This window comes from Pseudomonas sp. H9, from assembly GCF_004353925.1.
Lineage (GTDB): Bacteria > Pseudomonadota > Gammaproteobacteria > Pseudomonadales > Pseudomonadaceae > Aquipseudomonas.
In genome coordinates, this window is the sequence record NZ_SMOK01000005.1 from 151,034 (window position 1) to 167,749 (window position 16,716).

The 16,716-nt window shown below is 61.5% G+C and carries 12 protein-coding genes; 4 read left to right on the forward strand and 8 right to left on the reverse strand.

Annotation, left to right across the window (positions count from 1 at the left end):
• Nucleotides 1-157 precede the first annotated feature (157 nt).
• The 4 genes from E1573_RS04485 (at nt 158) to E1573_RS04500 (ending at nt 5,108) form a co-directional block, all read left to right on the forward strand.
• Nucleotides 158-1,204 (forward strand): YCF48-related protein, encoded by a 1,047-nt coding sequence (locus E1573_RS04485; protein ID WP_133211021.1) that lies wholly within the window; start codon nt 158-160, stop codon nt 1,202-1,204.
• 20 nt (nt 1,205-1,224) lie between these two features.
• Complete coding sequence (locus E1573_RS04490; RefSeq protein WP_371925128.1) at nt 1,225-3,603, forward strand: RND family transporter; 2,379 nt, start codon at nt 1,225-1,227, stop codon at nt 3,601-3,603.
• A 109-nt stretch (nt 3,604-3,712) separates the two neighbouring features.
• Nucleotides 3,713-4,003, forward strand: a complete 291-nt coding sequence (locus E1573_RS04495; protein WP_133211025.1) for a DUF5629 family protein — start codon at nt 3,713-3,715, stop codon at nt 4,001-4,003.
• A complete protein-coding gene (locus E1573_RS04500) occupies nt 3,957-5,108 on the forward strand; it encodes a lactonase family protein (RefSeq protein ID WP_371925125.1) in 1,152 nt (383 codons plus the stop codon). Before E1573_RS04495 ends, E1573_RS04500 begins: the two co-directional genes overlap by 47 nt.
• 232 nt (nt 5,109-5,340) lie before the next feature.
• Here E1573_RS04500 and E1573_RS04505 read toward each other — a convergent pair whose 3' ends face one another.
• The 8 genes from E1573_RS04505 to E1573_RS04540 are packed head-to-tail and all read right to left on the reverse strand — an operon-like array spanning nt 5,341 to nt 16,712.
• Nucleotides 5,341-5,934 carry a glutathione S-transferase gene (locus E1573_RS04505; RefSeq protein ID WP_133211027.1) on the reverse strand — a complete coding sequence of 198 codons (594 nt, stop codon included), beginning with the start codon at nt 5,932-5,934 and terminating at the stop codon, nt 5,341-5,343.
• Complete coding sequence (locus tag E1573_RS04510; protein ID WP_133211029.1) at nt 5,931-9,578, reverse strand: AAA family ATPase; 3,648 nt, start codon at nt 9,576-9,578, stop codon at nt 5,931-5,933. The genes E1573_RS04505 and E1573_RS04510 overlap by 4 nt, the downstream gene beginning before the upstream one ends.
• Complete coding sequence (locus E1573_RS04515; protein WP_133211031.1) at nt 9,575-10,816, reverse strand: exonuclease SbcCD subunit D C-terminal domain-containing protein; 1,242 nt, start codon at nt 10,814-10,816, stop codon at nt 9,575-9,577. Before E1573_RS04515 ends, E1573_RS04510 begins: the two co-directional genes overlap by 4 nt.
• 51 nt (nt 10,817-10,867) lie before the next feature.
• Nucleotides 10,868-12,496, reverse strand: coding sequence for a BatD family protein (locus E1573_RS04520; protein WP_133211033.1), 1,629 nt, complete (start codon nt 12,494-12,496; stop codon nt 10,868-10,870).
• Nucleotides 12,496-14,211 carry a tetratricopeptide repeat protein gene (locus E1573_RS04525; protein ID WP_133211035.1) on the reverse strand — a complete coding sequence of 572 codons (1,716 nt, stop codon included), beginning with the start codon at nt 14,209-14,211 and terminating at the stop codon, nt 12,496-12,498. The genes E1573_RS04520 and E1573_RS04525 overlap by 1 nt, the downstream gene beginning before the upstream one ends.
• Nucleotides 14,208-15,284, reverse strand: coding sequence for a VWA domain-containing protein (locus E1573_RS04530; protein ID WP_133211037.1), 1,077 nt, complete (start codon nt 15,282-15,284; stop codon nt 14,208-14,210). The genes E1573_RS04525 and E1573_RS04530 overlap by 4 nt, the downstream gene beginning before the upstream one ends.
• On the reverse strand, nt 15,277-15,771 hold the full coding sequence (locus tag E1573_RS04535; RefSeq protein ID WP_133211039.1) for a DUF4381 domain-containing protein: 495 nt from the start codon (nt 15,769-15,771) through the stop codon (nt 15,277-15,279). The genes E1573_RS04530 and E1573_RS04535 overlap by 8 nt, the downstream gene beginning before the upstream one ends.
• Nucleotides 15,768-16,712: a DUF58 domain-containing protein gene (locus E1573_RS04540; protein ID WP_133211041.1), complete on the reverse strand. Its 945-nt coding sequence runs from the start codon at nt 16,710-16,712 to the stop codon at nt 15,768-15,770. Before E1573_RS04540 ends, E1573_RS04535 begins: the two co-directional genes overlap by 4 nt.
• Between the last annotated feature and the right edge of the window lie 4 nt (nt 16,713-16,716).

Genomic DNA, 16,716 nt, shown 5'->3' on the forward strand with positions numbered 1-16,716 from the left:
TGTTTTTTCCGCTTAACAAAACATAACGTCCTGTTCGTTGTCAGCTCTTCACAAACCCCGATAGGATTGATCTCAGCTATTGCGGGGCTCTGGAACACGGTTTTGGCAGCACCTGTAAATAGATTGACCCAAATAACAATAATCGGGGGACAGATCTATGACCGTGCCTTATACGGCAGGTGTCGGCGGCGCAGCGCGCGCTCGTCCATGGACATTGGCCGCCAGCGGATTGCTGGTGCTGGCGATCGGCCTGTGGGCCAACACGGCGGAGGCAGCCACGGCTGAGACGCAGGTCTACTCCACAGAGTCGGCCAAGGCCGAAAAAAGCCTGTTGCTGGACGTGACCCGTGCAGGTAACCGACTGATTGCCGTTGGTGACCGCGGCCACATTCTGTTCTCCGATGACCAGGGCAAATCCTGGACCCAATCCAAAGTGCCGACGCGGCAATTGCTCACGGCCGTGTATTTTGTCGATGACAAACACGGTTGGGCTGTTGGCCACGACGCACAGGTGCTGGTCAGCGCCGACGGTGGTGTGACCTGGACCAAGCAATTCGAAGACCTGCAGCGTGAAGCGCCGTTGCTGGATGTCTGGTTCAACGACACCCAGCACGGCTTTGCCGTGGGTGCCTACGGTGCCTTGCTGGAAACCACTGACGGTGGCAAGCAATGGAACGACGTTGCTGATCGCCTCGACAACGAAGACCAGTTTCACCTCAACGGCATTGCCAAGGTCAAAGAGGCCGGCCTGTTCATCGTAGGTGAGCAGGGCAGCATGTTCCGCTCCAGCGACGACGGCCAGACCTGGCAGAAGCTCGAAGGCCCTTACCAGGGCTCGCTGTTTGGCGTTATCGGCACTGCCCAGCCGCGCACACTGCTGGCCTACGGGCTGCGCGGTAACCTCTATCGTTCCACAGACTTCGGTGACAGCTGGCAGCAGATCGAGCTGAAAGCCGCGCGCGGTGCGCTCGAATTTGGCCTGGCAAGCGCTACGCTTCTCGATGATGGCAGCCTGGTATTAGTCGGTAATGGCGGCAGTGTGCTGCGCAGCAGCGACGACGGCCAAAGCTTCAGTGTGTTCAACCGCGCGGATCGCGTTGCCCTGGCGGGTGTCAGCGGCAAGAACGGCGGAGGCCTGGTGCTGGTTGGCCAGGGTGGTGTGCATCTGGCTTCGGCCCAAAACGGCGAAGGAGAGCAGCCATGACTCATCAGGAGCAGTTCAATATGAATCAGGTGCACCATCAGGATAAGGCGACGCTGCTGGAACGGCTGATCTTCAACAACCGCCCGGCGGTGATTTTCATCTGCCTGTTGGTCAGTGTGTTCCTGTTCTGGCAAGCCACGCAGATCCGGCCTTCGACCAGCTTCGAGAAGATGATTCCGCTTGAGCACCCTTTCATCGAGAAGATGCTTGAGCACCGCAACGACCTGGCCAACCTCGGCAACACTGTGCGTATTTCGGTGGAAGCCACCGATGGCGATATCTTCAGCAAGGATTACATGGAGACCTTGCGTCAGATTCACGACGAAGTCTTCTACATTCCCGGCGTCGATCGTTCCGGCCTGAAGTCGCTGTGGAGCCCCAGCGTTCGCTGGACCGAGGTGACCGAAGACGGTTTTGCCGGCGGAGAGGTTATCCCCAACACCTATGACGGTTCAGCCGACAGCCTCGAACTGCTGCGCAACAACGTGCTCAAGTCCGGGCAGGTAGGGCGCCTGGTGGGCAACAACTTCAAGTCGAGCATTATTGACGTGCCGCTGCTGGAGTCCTACCCGGACCCTAAAGACCAGAGCAAGCTGGTTAAACTCGACTATCAGCAGTTCTCCCATCAGCTGGAAGAGAAGATCCGCGACAAGTTCCAGGCGCAGAACCCGAACGTCAAAATCCACATTGTTGGCTTTGCCAAGAAGGTCGGTGACCTGATTGATGGGCTGGTGATGGTGGCGATGTTCTTCGGCATTGCCCTGGTGATTACTTGGGTCCTGTTGTACTGGTTCACCTGGTGCCTGCGCAGCACCATTGCCGTGCTGATCACCACCCTGGTGGCGGTGGTCTGGCAGCTGGGGTTGATGCACGCAGTGGGCTTCGGGCTTGACCCGTACTCGATGCTGGTGCCCTTCCTGATTTTCGCCATCGGTATTTCCCACGGCGTGCAGAAGATCAACGGTATCGCCCTGCAATCGGGGGAGGCAGATAACGCACTGACGGCGGCTCGGCGCACGTTCCGGCAATTGTTCCTGCCGGGGATGATTGCAATTCTTGCCGACGCCGTGGGCTTTATCACCCTGCTGATCATCGACATCGGTGTGATCCGCGAGCTGGCGATCGGCGCTTCGATCGGTGTGGCGGTGATCGTCTTCACCAACCTGATCCTGCTGCCGGTGGCGATTTCTTATGTCGGCATCAGCAAGAAGGCCATCGCGCGCAGTAAAAAAGACGCCACCCGTGAGCATCCGTTCTGGCGTTTGCTGTCGAATTTTGCCAGCGCCAAAGTCGCACCGGTGTCTATCGTGCTGGCCCTGATGGCCTTCGCTGGCGGCCTCTGGTACAGCCAGAACCTGAAGATCGGTGACCTCGATCAAGGCGCGCCAGAGCTGCGTCCGGACTCGCGCTACAACAAAGACAACAGCTTCATCATCGACAACTATTCGACCAGTTCCGATGTGCTGGTGGTGATGGTCAAGACCCCGACCGAGGGTTGCTCGATCCACTCGACCATGGCGCCGATCGATGAGCTGATGTGGAAGATGGAGAACACCCCGGGGGTGCAGTCGGCGATCTCGTTGGTCACAGTGTCCAAGCAGATGATCAAGGGCATGAACGAAGGCAACCTGAAATGGGAAAGCCTGTCGCGTAACCCTGACGTGCTCAACAGCTCCATTGCCCGTGCCGACGGCCTGTACAACTCCGATTGTTCGCTGGCACCGGTGCTGATTTACCTCAACGACCACAAGGCCGAGACCCTGGACCGTGCGGTCAAGGCAGTGCAGGAATTTGCCGACACCCATAACAAGGACGGCCTGGAGTTCCTCCTGGCAGCTGGTAACGCCGGTATCGAGGCAGCCACCAACGAGGTCATCAAGTCGGCCGAGCTGACCATCCTGATTCTGGTGTACATCTGTGTGGCGGTGATGTGCATGATCACCTTCCGCTCCTTTGCCGCGACCCTGTGTATCGTGTTGCCGCTGGTACTGACCTCCGTACTGGGTAACGCACTGATGGCGTTCATGGGGATCGGTGTCAAGGTAGCGACCTTGCCGGTGGTAGCGTTGGGTGTGGGCATTGGCGTGGACTACGGCATCTACATCTACAGCCGACTGGAAAGTTTCCTGCGTGCCGGGCTGCCGTTGCAGGAAGCCTATTACCAGACGCTGAAGTCTACGGGTAAAGCGGTGCTGTTCACCGGCCTGTGCCTGGCCATTGGTGTGTGCACCTGGATCTTCTCGGCGATCAAGTTCCAGGCGGATATGGGCCTGATGCTGACCTTCATGCTGTTGTGGAACATGTTCGGTGCGTTGTGGCTGCTGCCAGCACTGGCACGTTTCCTGATCAAACCGGAAAAAATGGCCGGCAAGGCGAGCAATTCGATTTTCGCTCACTGATAGTGCCTTATCGCGGGGCAAGCCCGCTCCCACAGTCTCGGTGGGAGCGGGCTTGCCCCGCGATGCTTTCAGGTATCATGCAGTTCTTTAGCTGACGATACCCGCCCCCATGACAACCCTCTCTGACGTTCTGCAGTCCTGCGACATGCTTCTGGTCGACGGCCTGCACGCTTTTGACTTCACCTTCGACGGCACGGGCCTGCGCATAGAAAGCATGGACGGCCGGGCACTGAAGAAGTGGTCTTTTTCTCCCGAGCAAATTGCCGCCGCCCGCCAGGAAGGTGAGGAGTGGCTCATCGCAACCGAGACGAGCGAGCATCGACTAGTCTGTATGAGTGCCTTTCGCGCCCCGGATGAGGATGACGATGAAACGCCAACTGAAGACGCTGCTGATCGCTAGTGCCATGAGTGTGTTTGCCACCGCCCACGGCGCACAATTGCTGGTGGGCAGTTACACCGACGGTACCAGCGAAGGGCTCTATCGTTACGCGTTCAACAGCGACAATGGCCAGATCGACCCCAAGCCGTTGCAAGTGCTCAAGAGTGAAAACCCCTCCTGGCTGACCCTGTCGGTGGATAACCGCCTGCTGTTTGCGGTCAACGAGAATGGAGCCGGTAAAGGCCAGGCCAGCAGTTTTTCCATCAGCAGCAAAGACGGCAGCCTCAAGCCGCTCAATCAGGTCAGCAGTGCGGGCGATGAACCCACCCATGCCAGCCTCAGCCATGACCAGCGCTACCTGTTCGTGGCCAACTACGGTGTGCAGCCGACCCCCGGAGGCAGTCTGAGTGTGTTGCCAGTGGCCAAAGACGGCAAACTGGGCACTTCGGTGCAGCAGGACCAGCACAAAGCCAGTGGCGCAAACCCTCAGCGTCAGGCTGGGCCGCATGTGCATTCGGTGGTGTCGTCAGCGGATGGGCACTACGTATTTGCCAGTGATCTGGGTGCCGACAAGGTGTTCATCTACCGCTACGACGGTGCCAGCCCCAAGCATCCTCTGAGCCCGGCTACGCCAGCATTCGTTGACCTGCCACCGGGCAGCGGGCCGCGCCATCTGCTGTTCAGCAGCGACGGCAAGCAGGCCTACCTGACCCTGGAGATGAGCGCGCAGGTGGTGGTCTTCGCCCATGAAGACGGCAAGCTGGTGGAACTGCAACGTTTGCCGCTGACCGAGCAGAACGACGCCTCAGCCAAGGCGGCCGGCGCCTTGCACCTGTCGGCGGATGGGCGTTTTCTGTATGTCAGCAACCGGGGCAGCGCCAACGAACTGCTGGTCTTCGCCGTGGATGACGACAGCGGCAAGTTGATGCAGGTACAGCGCCGTAGCGTCGAGGGAGATCATCCACGTGAATTCACTATCGATCCGTCTGGCAAGTTTCTGCTGGTGGCCAACCAAAAGAGCAACGAAATTGTGGTGATTCGCCGCGATCCGCGCAGTGGCATGCTCGGTGACACGGTGCAGAAGCTGCCACAGGATGCTCCGTCGGATCTGAAGTTCGTTGAGTAGGATGTAAAGATTCTGGTAATAGCCTATCGCCATGTGCTTGAATTTGACGCTAAATTTTTGACTCTTCTCACGCAGGGAAAGAAGCATGATCTGGCGCATCGTGGCGGTATTGCTGTTTCTTTATTCGTCGCCGATTTTGGCGTTATAGGTTTTCGTGTAGGAGCGGGCTTGCCCCGCGATCCAGGGCTACCTGGCACATCGCATCGCGGGGCAAGCCCGCTCCCACAGGCAATTACTTCGCCATAATTGCCTTGAACAGCGCCGAGTCCAGCCAACCCTGCAACCAGGTTCGCAGGTGCGGGTAGGGGGCATTGGCGAACCAGTCGGGCTCAACACCGGCAAACTGGCGCATCAGCGGCAGCAAGGCGGCATCGGCCAGGCTCGGGTGTTCGGCGAACAGATAGGTGTGCTGTGTCAGCCGGGTTTCAAGGTCGGCCAGCCAGGGTTCAGCCTGCTGACGATAGTGCTCGCGTGACTGCTCAGGATAGCGCTCGGCGTATTTGTACAGGTTGACCTGAACCTTGAAGTCGCGGTCATTGCACAGGATCAATGCATCGGCTGCCTGCGCCGCCTGCGGGTCGGCGCGTAGCAACCAGTCTTGTGGGTCATGCTGGGCCAGGGCCCAACGCATGATATCCAGGCTTTCATCGAGCACCTGTGCGCCAGTGTCCAGTACCGGTACCGTGCCTTTGGGCGACAGCGCAAGCAGCTCCGCGGGTTTGGCTTTGAGGCTGACTTCGCGGATTTCCACCGGGCATTCGCTGTAACGCAGGGCCAGGCGCGCGCGCATGGCCCACGGGCAACGACGGAACGAGAACAGAATCATCCATTGACCTCGATTGAACTCAAACCATTGCCCTGACGCCGTACCTGAATCTGCACCGGGATGCGTTCGTGCATTTCCTGTACATGGGAAATCACTGCAACCTTGCGTCCTTGGGCTTGCAAGCCGTCGAGGGCATCCATGGCCAGTTGCAGCGACTGCGGATCGAGGCTGCCGAAGCCCTCGTCAATGAACAGCGATTCGATGCGCAAGGTGCTCGATGCCATCGACGCCAGGCCCAAGGCCAGGGCCAGCGACACCAGGAAGGTCTCACCCCCCGACAACGAATGCACCGAGCGCAGTTCGTCGCCCATTTCGGTATCCAGCACCAACAGGCCGAGCAAGCTGCCTCCACGTTTGAGGCGGTAGCGACGCGCCAGTTGCCGTAGTTGGGCGTTGGCGTGATGCACCAGCAAATCGAGGTTGTAACCCTGGGCGATCTTGCGGAAGGTGTCGCCGGTGGCCGAGCCGATCAAGGCACTGAGCCGCGCCCAGCGCTGCCACTGCGCGTACGCGTGTGCAATCTGTTCGGCCAGGGCCTGATTGGCCTGTTGGCGGCGCTGATCATCAGCTTGTTGTGCGCGAAGCTCGGCGCACGTCTGTTCGCTGGCCAGCAACTGTGCCTGCACTTCTTTCACGGCGTGCTCCAGTGCTTCAGCCGTCAGCTCCAGCGTGCCCAAGGCTTGATGTTGCTCCAGACGCTCCTGACGTTCCTTGAGTAGCACCTGCGCTTGCTCCAGCGCTTTTTCGCTGTCGAGCAAGCGCTGGCGCAGCTGATTGACGTCGTTATCGTCCAGGGCCAGCAATTGTTCCAGGCCACTGTCATCCAGTTCAGGATGCTGCTGGCGCCATTGCTCGATGTGACGGCTGGCCTCCGTGAGTTCTTGCTCGAGTGCACTCAACCGCTCGCCTTTGGCTTTGAGTTCAGCCGCCAGCTCAATCAGACGAGCCTGGACATCCTGCAATTGCTGACCCGTTTCGGCGTCCTGCTGGCGCGCGTGCGCTACCGATTGCTCCAGGTGTTGCTGCCACTGCTCTGCGCCAGGCTGCTCACCAAGCACTTCGCTAAGGCTGGCTTGGCTCTGTTGCTGTTGCAGCTCAAGCGCGGCAAATTGCGCCGTGAGTTCTTGTAGCTTGTGCTCCCGCACTTGTTGCTGGAGCTGAACTTTTTCCAGCGTCTGCTGGCGTTCGCTGTGCTCGTGTTGCTCATCCTTGAACCGTTGCTGCAGGTCCAGGCGCTCGGACAGTTGTTGATCGAGGCGCAGGAAGGTAGCGGCCGGTTCACGGCGCAGTTCTTCGAGTGTTTCAGCAGGCAGCAGTGTGGCGAAGCGGGCGAGGTCTTGCTCCAGGCGCTCCTCATCTGCGGCGATAGCCTGCTGCTGTTGCTGTAGATGTTGGTTGGCCTGCTGACTGGCGTTGGTGGCGGCCTGCACCTGCTGCTGCAGGCGGGCGGCGTCTTTTTGCACGCTCAGCAGGGCGGCTTGGCGCTGCTCATCGCGGCTGATGTCATCGCTCAGTCGGCGCAACTGCAATTGCAGCCAGTTAGCTTGCTGGCTGGCCTGCTGTTCGCAGAGGGCAGGGTACAGTGGGTGTGCCTGCAGTCCGGTTGCCAGGTTTTGCAGTTGTTCACCCAGCTGTTCTTGCTGGGTCAGGTATTCCTTGATCTGGGCGTTGACGCCACCCAACTGCGTGCGCAGCTCATCCAGTTGCAGCTTCAGCGCATCAACTACTTGCTGGGCGTTGCGCTCTTCATCCTGATCATGTTGACCCAATTGCTGCAGCAGGGCTTCTGGCTGATGGTAAGGGTGCTCTTGACTGCCACACACTGGGCAAGGCTGATCGTCTTCAAGCTGGGCGCGTAGTGTTTCTACGGTCTGGCTGCGGGCCAGACGCTGGCGTTCCAGCAACTGCCGGGTGACGGTCAGCGCTTGCTCGGCGGCAGTCAGCTGGCTCTTGCCGCTCATGCCTTCGCTGATCAGATGTTCGCGCTGCTTAAGGGCTGCCTGTTGGCGTTGTTGCAGGGCTGCCAGCCGCTGTTCCAGTTCCTGATGTTGACTCCACAGGCGGCTGAAGTCTTCTACCTGGCGTTGTTGCTGACGATTTTGATGCAACAGCTCGCCCAGCAGGCCGATTTGTTCGGCCATGGTCTCGGGCTCGGCCTGGGCTTCCTGATAGAGCAGGGCGATGGCAGCTTGCTGCTGTTCAAGTTCAGCGGCTTTCTGCGAGACCCGCTCTTGCAACCCGGGCAACTCGGCACGCCCCTGATTCAGTCGGTTGCCCAACTGCACCAGTTGTTGCAGGCGATCGCGATAAGCATTCCAGGCCTCGCTCAGACCCGCGAGGGACTCACTCTGCAACAGCTGTGCGCTGATCTGCGCAATCTGCTCTTGCGTCCGCTGCTGTTGCGCAGTCAGTTGCAGCACCTGCTGTTGTCCATCGCTGCAGGCCTGCTCGGCCTGTTGTTTCAGCGCCAAGCAGTTGTTCAGCTCCTGCGACAAGCGGGCCAGCGTGTTTTGCTCGGCAAACGCCTGGCGTAGCAGCGGCGCGCTTTCACTCTGGCGACTCAAGGCCTGACTCAAGGCCTGTTGAGCGTTTTGCTGTTCTTCTTGCGCTTGCAGCTGTCGCGCTTGCAGCTCGCTGTGCTGCTGGACCAGCGTGTTGATACTGTCGGCCAATGGCGAGCGTTGGCTGTTCAGCGCCTGTTGGCGGGCGAACTGGTGGCGTTGCGGCGCCAGTTGCTCCAGGCGCGCCAGGTTCAGGCGTTCGCCCTGCAAGCTGTCGCTGAGCTGTTGGGCGCTGAGCAATTGTTCGTTGCTGCGCTGCACCTGGCCCTGCAACTGCAAAAGCTCGGTCAGCCAAGCCTGTTGCAGTTCCAGCTGGCGCAGTTGGGCTTGTTCACCCTTGAGCCGCTCCAGGGCCTGGCTGTAACGCTGGTCGAGGTCGGCACGTTCCTCAGGGGCCATCGGCATCACCCCGGCGGCCTGATCTTGCAGCGCTTTATGCGCCTCTTCGGCTTCTTTGCTCTTGCTGTAGGCACGCCGCCCCAGTTGGCTGTAGATCGCCGTGTTGGTGAGTTTTTCCAGCAACTCGCTGCGGTCTTTGTCGTCGGCCTTGAGGAAGGCGCTGAACTCGCTTTGGGCCAGCATCACGGCGCGGGTGAACTGCTCGAAGTTCAAACCCAGGCGTGCTTCGATCAGTTGCTTGTATTCGCCTTTGCTCTGGTTGCTCAGCAGTTGGTCGCTGTCCAGGTCGTGCAGGCTCTGGCGGCTGCCTTGCAGCTTACCGTTGGCTTTGTCACGGGCGCGGTTGGCCTCCCAGCGCGCGCGGTAGCGACGACCATCGATGCCGACGAAATCGACTTCGGCAAAGCCGCTGCCGGTGCCGCGACGCAGCAAGGTGCGTGGATCGCTGGTGAGGATGTCGCTGTCGATTTCTGGCAGTTTGGTTTCACGGCCGATATTGCTCAGCCGTGGAACCGCCCCGAACAGGGCCAGGCACAGAGCATCAAGCAGGGTGCTCTTGCCAGCGCCGGTCGGGCCGGTGATGGCGAACAGGCCCGCGCTGGCCAGCGGCTCGGCGGTAAAGTCGATGTCGAACGGGCCCGCCAGGGACGCCAGGTTCTTCAGGCGGATGGCGAGAATTTTCATGGCTGTTCCTCTTGCTGTTGAACGTCCTGAAGCAACAGGGCGAAGTCGGCCAGGGTCTGTTCATCCACAGCGTTGCCGTAGGCTTGGCTCCAGGCGCGGCTGAACAACTCTTCGGGCGTCATTTGGCCAAGCTCCATCAGCGTGGCGTCATCGAGCGCGTCGCCGTCGCGGTTACCCGCGTATTCGGCGGCAATCCGCACCAGGCGCACAGCTTTGCCTTGCAGGGCGGTTTCCAATTGCTGGCGCAGGTCGGGTTGCGGTTCGTCCAGACGTACTCGCACTTCCAGCCAGGGTTGACGCTGTGGGTCGTCGAGCAGGTCGACGACCGGCAACTCGGCCAGTTGCTCAAGAATCTCGGCCAGCGGTGCCGGGCCGAGGCGTTGCAGGTGCACAGCGCGAGGAATCAGGCGTGATTCGACGCCGCTCAGCGTACTGCCATCAAGCTCGACTTCGAGGATCTGATGCTGATAGCCGATCTCGGAAAATGACAGCGGGATGGGCGAGCCGCTGTAGCGGATGCGCGCCTCGCGGTTGACCCGTTGCGGCTTGTGCAGGTGGCCCAGGGCCACGTAGCTGATGTCCTTGCTGAACAGGCTGGCGGGCAGGGCTTCAGCGTTACCGATGATCAGGCTGCGTTCGGAGTCTTCCGACACCGATCCACCGGCCATGTGCGCATGGCTGATGGCGATCAGCGCCTGGCCTGGCTTACGCCGTTCAAGCGCAGACGCGATCAGGCGCTCGTGCACCTGGCGAATGCCGCTCAGGTAGTCATCGCCCAAGTGTGCGCCGGTGACTTCGGCGGGCCGCAGGAACGGCAGGGCCAGGCACCAGGCGGCGACCTTGCCACGGGCGTTGGTCAGCGGAATCAGCAGGCGGTCGCTGTCCAGTTCGCCGTCGTCCAGCCACTGCACCCGGCCCAGGGCGTGGGTGCGCAGGCGGCGCATCAAAGGCGCCGGTAGTTCGATACGTGAGCCGGAGTCGTGGTTACCGGCAATCATCACGATGTTCAGTTTCGGTTGTTGCTCATGGGCCTGAACGATGAAGTCGTAAAGGCGCTCTTGGGCTTTGACCGGTGGATTGACCGTGTCGAAGATGTCGCCAGCGATCAGCAGTGCATCAGGTTGACGCAGCTTGAGCTGGCCAAGCAGCCAGTCGAGAAAGCAGGCGTGTTCGAAGTCGCGTTCCTGGCCATGCAGGGTTTGTCCCAGGTGCCAATCAGAGGTGTGAAACAGACGCATGAAGGGTTCCGCAGATTGCTGGCGCAACGCATCGGGCGTCACGCCTGGGGGTTATTTGGGGTACAACGGCGGCAGGCTGCCGTTTTCGCTGGCGGTCGGCTGAACCTGTTCTGCCGCCGGAATAGTGCCAATGGCACGCCACAGTTCGTCACCTTGCCAATACTGCCCGCTTTCGCTGTAGAGGGCACCGTTGAGGCCGTCCAGAGCATCGGACAGCGGCACGAAGCGGGCAGCCATTTCGGCCAGGGTTTCCGGTTGTTGGCGGGCCCAGGCATCGAGGGCCTGGCGGGTTGCTTGCGGGTCGTTGGCCTGGCAGGCGCGTTTGAGATCATCGAGCAAGGTCCGTGGGCTTGGCCCGGTCTGCGCGGCGCGCAGCACCGCCGGCTGCGAGCGGGCACGCCACCACAGGGCGAAGCCGAGCAGGGTGGTCAGTGCCAGCAACGCGGTGCTCAGTTGCCAGGGCCATAGTGGCCGGGTAGTGACCGTCACCGGGTCGATGTTCGCGGGCTTGTCGGCGCTCAGCGCCGGGTTGTCCTGAATCTGCAGGCTGCGGGCCGGCAGGCTGCTATGTTCGAGATGATCTTCGCGGGTGTTCCACCAGTACACCTCCTGCGCCGGCAGCTCCAGTGTGCCGCTGTGGGTTGGCACCAATGCTTCACGTTCTTCGCGGATGCCGAGCAAACCACGGTCGTTGACCTGATTGCGCAGCTGCGGTTGGTCCGGGTAGCGGCGCAGGCCGGTGACTTCGGTGGCGGGCAACGGTGGCAGTTGGGCGCTGGACAGGCCTTCGGCCTGCACCGTGACGGTACGGGTCAGCGAGTCGCCGATCTGGATTTGCTGCTGGGCCGGGTCCGGGCTCCAGCGCTCTTCCAGGCTCAGGTTACTGGTGGGTAGCCAGGGGGCGCTGGCCGGGTAATCCGCAGGGATTGGGTTGACCGTCAGCACCAGCGGGGTAGAGGTGACCTGTACCTGCTTGCCGGCTCTGGGGGCATTGAGTTCCTGCTCGACATCATTCTGGGCTGCGGTGGCGCTGAACACCAGGGCCGGGACGGTGAGATCGCCGCTTTGTTGCGGGTAGATCGCGTAGCGCATCTCGATCACACCGTGGCGAACGCCGTCGATATCTTTTTCGAAGGTGCGCGACTCGCCCAGTGGCTCGACCTTGGCATTGCTGATCTGCAGTGGGCTCAAGCTGCTGTCATCGTACAGCGGCACCGAGTGGTAGATGCTCAGGGTCAGCACTGCCTGGGCCTGAACATAAACCTCGGGTTGATCGAGGCTGGCATCAATGAACACCGGGCCGTGGTTTTCATTGCTGGCCTGTTCGGCCAACACTTGCAGGCTGATGGGCTCGCTGCGCAACTCACCCACTTGCAAGGCCGGAATTTCTACTGTGCCGCTTTGACGGGGCAGCAGGGTGATGATCCAGCGGGTGCCGGCCACGTTCTGCTCGCCGAGGCTGTTCAAGCTGTTGACCTGACGGGTGTCGCGTACTTCGAAATGGGTTTGCAGCGGGCTCAGGTCCGGTTTGCCGAACTGGGTCACGTCCTGGGTCTGCAGTGTCAGCTCAAGGGTTTCGCCGGCATTCAGACGGGTGCGGTCGACGCTGGCGAGCAGCGCTGCAGCTTGCACCTGCACGCTGAGAAATAGGCCAAGTACCAAGACGCAAAGGCGACTCATCAACGGGGTTCCTGATGTTGTTGCTGTTCATACCAGAATTTACGCCGCAACAGCTCGGCCGGGTTGTCCGGGATCTGCCGTAGCCATTGCTCCAGCGCCTGGCGCTGTTCGGCGTCCAGGGTGCTGTCGAGCGGGCGCTGGGGTGGCCGGGTGGTTTCTTCGTCATCACCGTTGCTGGCCAGCTGTTGTGCCTGCTCGTTGCTGTCGCTGTCATCTTTATTCGGGTCGCTGGGCTGCTGCGTGTTTTGTTCGCTGGCCGGATCCTGGTTGTGCTGAGCACTGCTGCTGGTGTCGGACTGAGTGTTGGCATCGCTCTGAGGGTTGTCCTCCGGCGGTTGCTCGGGCTGCTCGGCCTGACGCTGTTGCAGGGCCTGTTCGACCAAGGCTTTGTTGCTCAGCGCAGGTTGTAATTCCGGTTGGCGCTCCAGTGCCTGCTCATAGGCATCGAGCGCTGCTTCAAGTTCCCCACTGCGGGCCAGGGCGTTACCACGATTGTAATGGTCGGCCGCGCTGTTGCCTTGGGCGAACAGGCGTGCGGCGCCATCGTAGTCACCGGCTTCGTAGAGGGCCAGACCTTTCCATTGACGGTCTTCAAAGTGGGCGGCAGCGTCCTTAGGACGCTGTTGTTCAAGCAAGCGCTGGCCTTGCTGGTCGGGCCGCAACCACAGGTCGTTGAAGTCGAAGGCGTAGCTCGGTTGCGGCACCATCAGCAACAGCGGCAGGCAGAACAGCCAGCCCCGCCGGCCGGCGCAGGCGGCCAACAGCAGCAAAGGCAATAACAGCCAGTGGCCCTGGTCGGCCCAGCTGTCCAGTTGCAGCGTCTGGCCGTCATCGCGCAAGCTTTTCGGGTTATCGAACAGGCGCAGCCCGCGCAGATCAAGATCATCGATGCGGGCGTTGCGGTAGCGTCCACCGGTGCTGGCGATAAAGGCCTTGAGGCTGGCGCTGTCCAGGCGTGGCATCAAGATGCCGCCCTGGTCATCCTTGAGGAACTCGCCGTTGGCTTGTTTGACCGGCACACCCTCGGCAGAACCGACCCCCAGCATCAGCAGGCTCGGGCCTTGGCGCCCCAGTGCTTGCTTGATGCCTTGGCGTTCTTCGGGGCTCAACGATGAACCAATCAGCAGCAAGCGGCCCTGACCCAGGTCGGCCTGGGCCAGCAATGCCAGGCCTTTGCGAACGGCGAGGTCGGCGCGTTGGCCGGGCTGCGGCATGATCGACGGGTCGAGGGCCTCAAGCAGGTTGCGGCTGGTCGTCATGTCGTTCGACAGCGGCACCAGGGTATGGGCACTGCCGGCGTAGACGATGATCGCAGTCTGGCTGTCGCGGCGGTGCTCTAGCAGGTCGAAAATTTTCCGGCGTGCGCTTTCCAGGCGGTTGGGTGTGACGTCTTCGGCGAGCATCTGCGGAGTCAGCTCAAGGAGGATCACCAGTGGGTCGGCGGGGCGCTGATGGGTTTCTTCCAGGCGCTGCCAGCTGGGGCCAACCAGCGCCAGCGTGCTGATCAGCCAGGCCAGGCCCAGGGCAATCCACGGCAATTTGCTGTTCCGGCCATTGCCACCACCAAGCAGCACAGCATGAAAAGCCGGGGGCAGAATCATTTGCCAGCGCCCCGCGCGTTTCTGCCGGTGCCAGAGTTTGAACAGCAACCAGGCGAGCAGCGGCAAGACTAGCAGCCACGCCGGGCGCAACCATTGCGGCCAAAGCTCAATCATCGGCGTCTCCTCAGGCGCAGGCGCTTGAGGCGCTCGCGCCATTGCGGATGCGGCACCAGAAAATTCGGTCGGCGCAGCAGGCGTTGCAGGGGGTTGTCTGGCCATTGTTCGTGCAGCACCAGCAATACACTCAAGAGCAATGCCAAGGCCAGCGGCCAGCTGTACAAAGCATGGGCCGTACGGGTTTGGGTGGGTTGCTGGGCAACCGGTTCGAGACGGTCCAGCGCCTCGTCGATGGCCTGCAGCTCCTCGCCATCACGAGCACGGAAATAGCTGCCACCGGTCAACTCGGCGATTTCCTTGAGCGAGGCTTCGTCCAGGTCGAGGCTGGGGTTGATCCCGAGCAAACCCGTGGTACCGGTAGCTTCCGGGTCGGCACCGATACCGATGGTATAGATCCGCACGTTTTCCTGCGCTGCCAGGCGCGCTGCGGTGAGAGGGTGGATCTGCCCACCATTGTTGGCTCCGTCGGTCACCAGCACCAGCACCCGACTTTGCGCCGGGCGTTGGCGCAGGCGTTTGAGCGCCAGGCCAATGGCGTCGCCAATGGCGGTGTTTTTGCCGGCAATACCGACCTGCGCTTCGTCGAGGAAAGTACGGACGGTGTGCCGGTCGAAAGTCAGTGGTGCTTGCAGGTAGGCCTGGCTGCCGAACAGGATCAGGCCGACGCGGTCGCCCTGGCGTGCTTCGAGAAAGTCGCCCAGCAGCGCTTTGACCAAGGCCAGGCGACTGACTTCTTCGTCTTGCCAGTGCATGTCGGGAAAATCCATGGAGCCCGAGACATCCACTGCCACCAGCAGGTCGCGGCCACTGGCCGACACCGGCACCGGCTCGCCCAGCCACTGCGGACGGGCCGCAGCGAACAGTAGCAACAGCCAGATCAGTACGAAGGGCGCCTGCTGGCGCCAGGTCGGCAGATTCAGGCGGGCACGCCGCCCGGCCAGGCCTTCCAGTTCATTGAGAAAGCTGACTTTCAGCACCGGCTCGCCGCTGTCGGCCGCCGGCAGCAGCAAGCGAGCCAGCCAAGGCAGCGGCAACAGCACAAACACCCACGGCCAGGCCAGTTCAAACATGTTTGCGTATCCAGGTTTCGACGGCCTGATTGAGCCCGGCGATAGCCTTGTCATCAAGCTTGCACTCAGGCTTGTAGGCGCCTTCGACCAGCACCATCCAACGCGTCAGTCCGGCGGCCGGACAGCGGTTGTCGAGAAACGCCAGCCACTGCCGGCCGTTCAGGGTGTGACTGTGACTGCCGGGGTAGTGATTGCGGCACAGGCGTTTGAGCAGGGCATTGATGCTCTGCAGCCAGGCCCCGGCCGGTTCGCCGTTATAGGGCTTGGGCAGGCGCGCCAGTTCGGCCAGGGCCTCGACGCGGATCGGGTCCAGCGGCAGTTCGGCGCGTACGACTGGTTGCTTGCCAGGGCGCCAGTGACGCAGGCGCCATGCCCCCCAGCCCAGCAGCGGCAGCAACACCAGCAACGCCCACCACCCAGGCGCCAACGGCCACCAGCTCACTGGTGGCGGGGTGATCAGCGGTTGTAATTGCTCCAACGGGTTCACGGGCCTTTCCCCGGACGTTGCGCGTTCAGGTACTCGCGCAGTTGCTCGATCATTTCGCTTTGCGTACTCAACGGCATCAGCACCACCCGCAGCTTTTGTGCCAGCAGTTCCCAGCGCTCGATACGCGCTTCGCTTTGTTGACGGTAGCTGCGGCGTAGGGTCGGGTCGAGCGTATCGAGCTCCAGTTGTGCGCCGTGCTGGGCAAAGCGCAGCAAGCCGGCGGCGGGCAGGGCGTGGTCGAGTGGATCGGACAAGGGCAGCAAGAGCAGGTCGCAGTGGCGTGACAGCAGGCTCAGCTGCTGTTCGACTGCCGGGCTCAGCGCGCGCTCGTCGCAAATAATGATTGCCAGGCTGCCTGGGCGCAGTACTTCACGTGCACGACGCAAGGCCAGGCCGAGGCTGTCGGCTTGGGGTTTGGCTTCGGTGTGCAGCGACTGATTGACCCGCGCCAGGCGGTTGAGCAGTTGCAGCAAGCTCTGCTTGCTGCGCCGAGGCTTGATTTCATAGTGTTCGTTGTCGCCGAACACCAGCCCGCCGATGCGGTCGTTGTGGCCCAGGGCTGCCCAGCCAATCAAGGCTGCCGCTTGGGCGGCGAGCACCGATTTGAATATCAGGCCCGAGCCGAAAAACAGGCGTTGGCTCTGTTCGACCAGAATGAAAATCGGCCGTTCACGCTCCTCATGGAAGAGTTTGGTATGCGGCTCCTGGGTCCGTGCCGTGACGCGCCAATCGATGTTGCGCACATCGTCGCCGGCCTGATACACCCGCACCTGGTCAAAATCGACACCGCGTCCGCGCAGTTTCGAGTGGTGCAGCCCCACCAGCGGACTACGCTGGCCGGGCCGGGAAAACAGTTGCACTTCGCGCACGCGATGGCGCATCTCGATCAGCTCGGCGAGGCTGATACGGATTCCGGGCGCGGCCAGCAAGCGTTCAGGCATGGCG

What these genes read in the sequence shown, in the direction of transcription:
- E1573_RS04485 (WP_133211021.1), top strand. Translation starts at nt 158, where the DNA reads ATGACCGTGCCTTATACGGCAGGTGTCGGCGGCGCAGCGCGCGCTCGT.
- E1573_RS04490 (WP_371925128.1), top strand. Translation starts at nt 1,225, where the DNA reads ATGAATCAGGTGCACCATCAGGATAAGGCGACGCTGCTGGAACGGCTG.
- E1573_RS04495 (WP_133211025.1), top strand. Translation starts at nt 3,713, where the DNA reads ATGACAACCCTCTCTGACGTTCTGCAGTCCTGCGACATGCTTCTGGTC.
- E1573_RS04500 (WP_371925125.1), top strand. Translation starts at nt 3,957, where the DNA reads ATGAGGATGACGATGAAACGCCAACTGAAGACGCTGCTGATCGCTAGT.
- E1573_RS04505 (WP_133211027.1), bottom strand. Translation starts at nt 5,934, where the DNA reads ATGATTCTGTTCTCGTTCCGTCGTTGCCCGTGGGCCATGCGCGCGCGC.
- E1573_RS04510 (WP_133211029.1), bottom strand. Translation starts at nt 9,578, where the DNA reads ATGAAAATTCTCGCCATCCGCCTGAAGAACCTGGCGTCCCTGGCGGGC.
- E1573_RS04515 (WP_133211031.1), bottom strand. Translation starts at nt 10,816, where the DNA reads ATGCGTCTGTTTCACACCTCTGATTGGCACCTGGGACAAACCCTGCAT.
- E1573_RS04520 (WP_133211033.1), bottom strand. Translation starts at nt 12,496, where the DNA reads ATGAGTCGCCTTTGCGTCTTGGTACTTGGCCTATTTCTCAGCGTGCAG.
- E1573_RS04525 (WP_133211035.1), bottom strand. Translation starts at nt 14,211, where the DNA reads ATGATTGAGCTTTGGCCGCAATGGTTGCGCCCGGCGTGGCTGCTAGTC.
- E1573_RS04530 (WP_133211037.1), bottom strand. Translation starts at nt 15,284, where the DNA reads ATGTTTGAACTGGCCTGGCCGTGGGTGTTTGTGCTGTTGCCGCTGCCT.
- E1573_RS04540 (WP_133211041.1), bottom strand. Translation starts at nt 16,712, where the DNA reads ATGCCTGAACGCTTGCTGGCCGCGCCCGGAATCCGTATCAGCCTCGCC.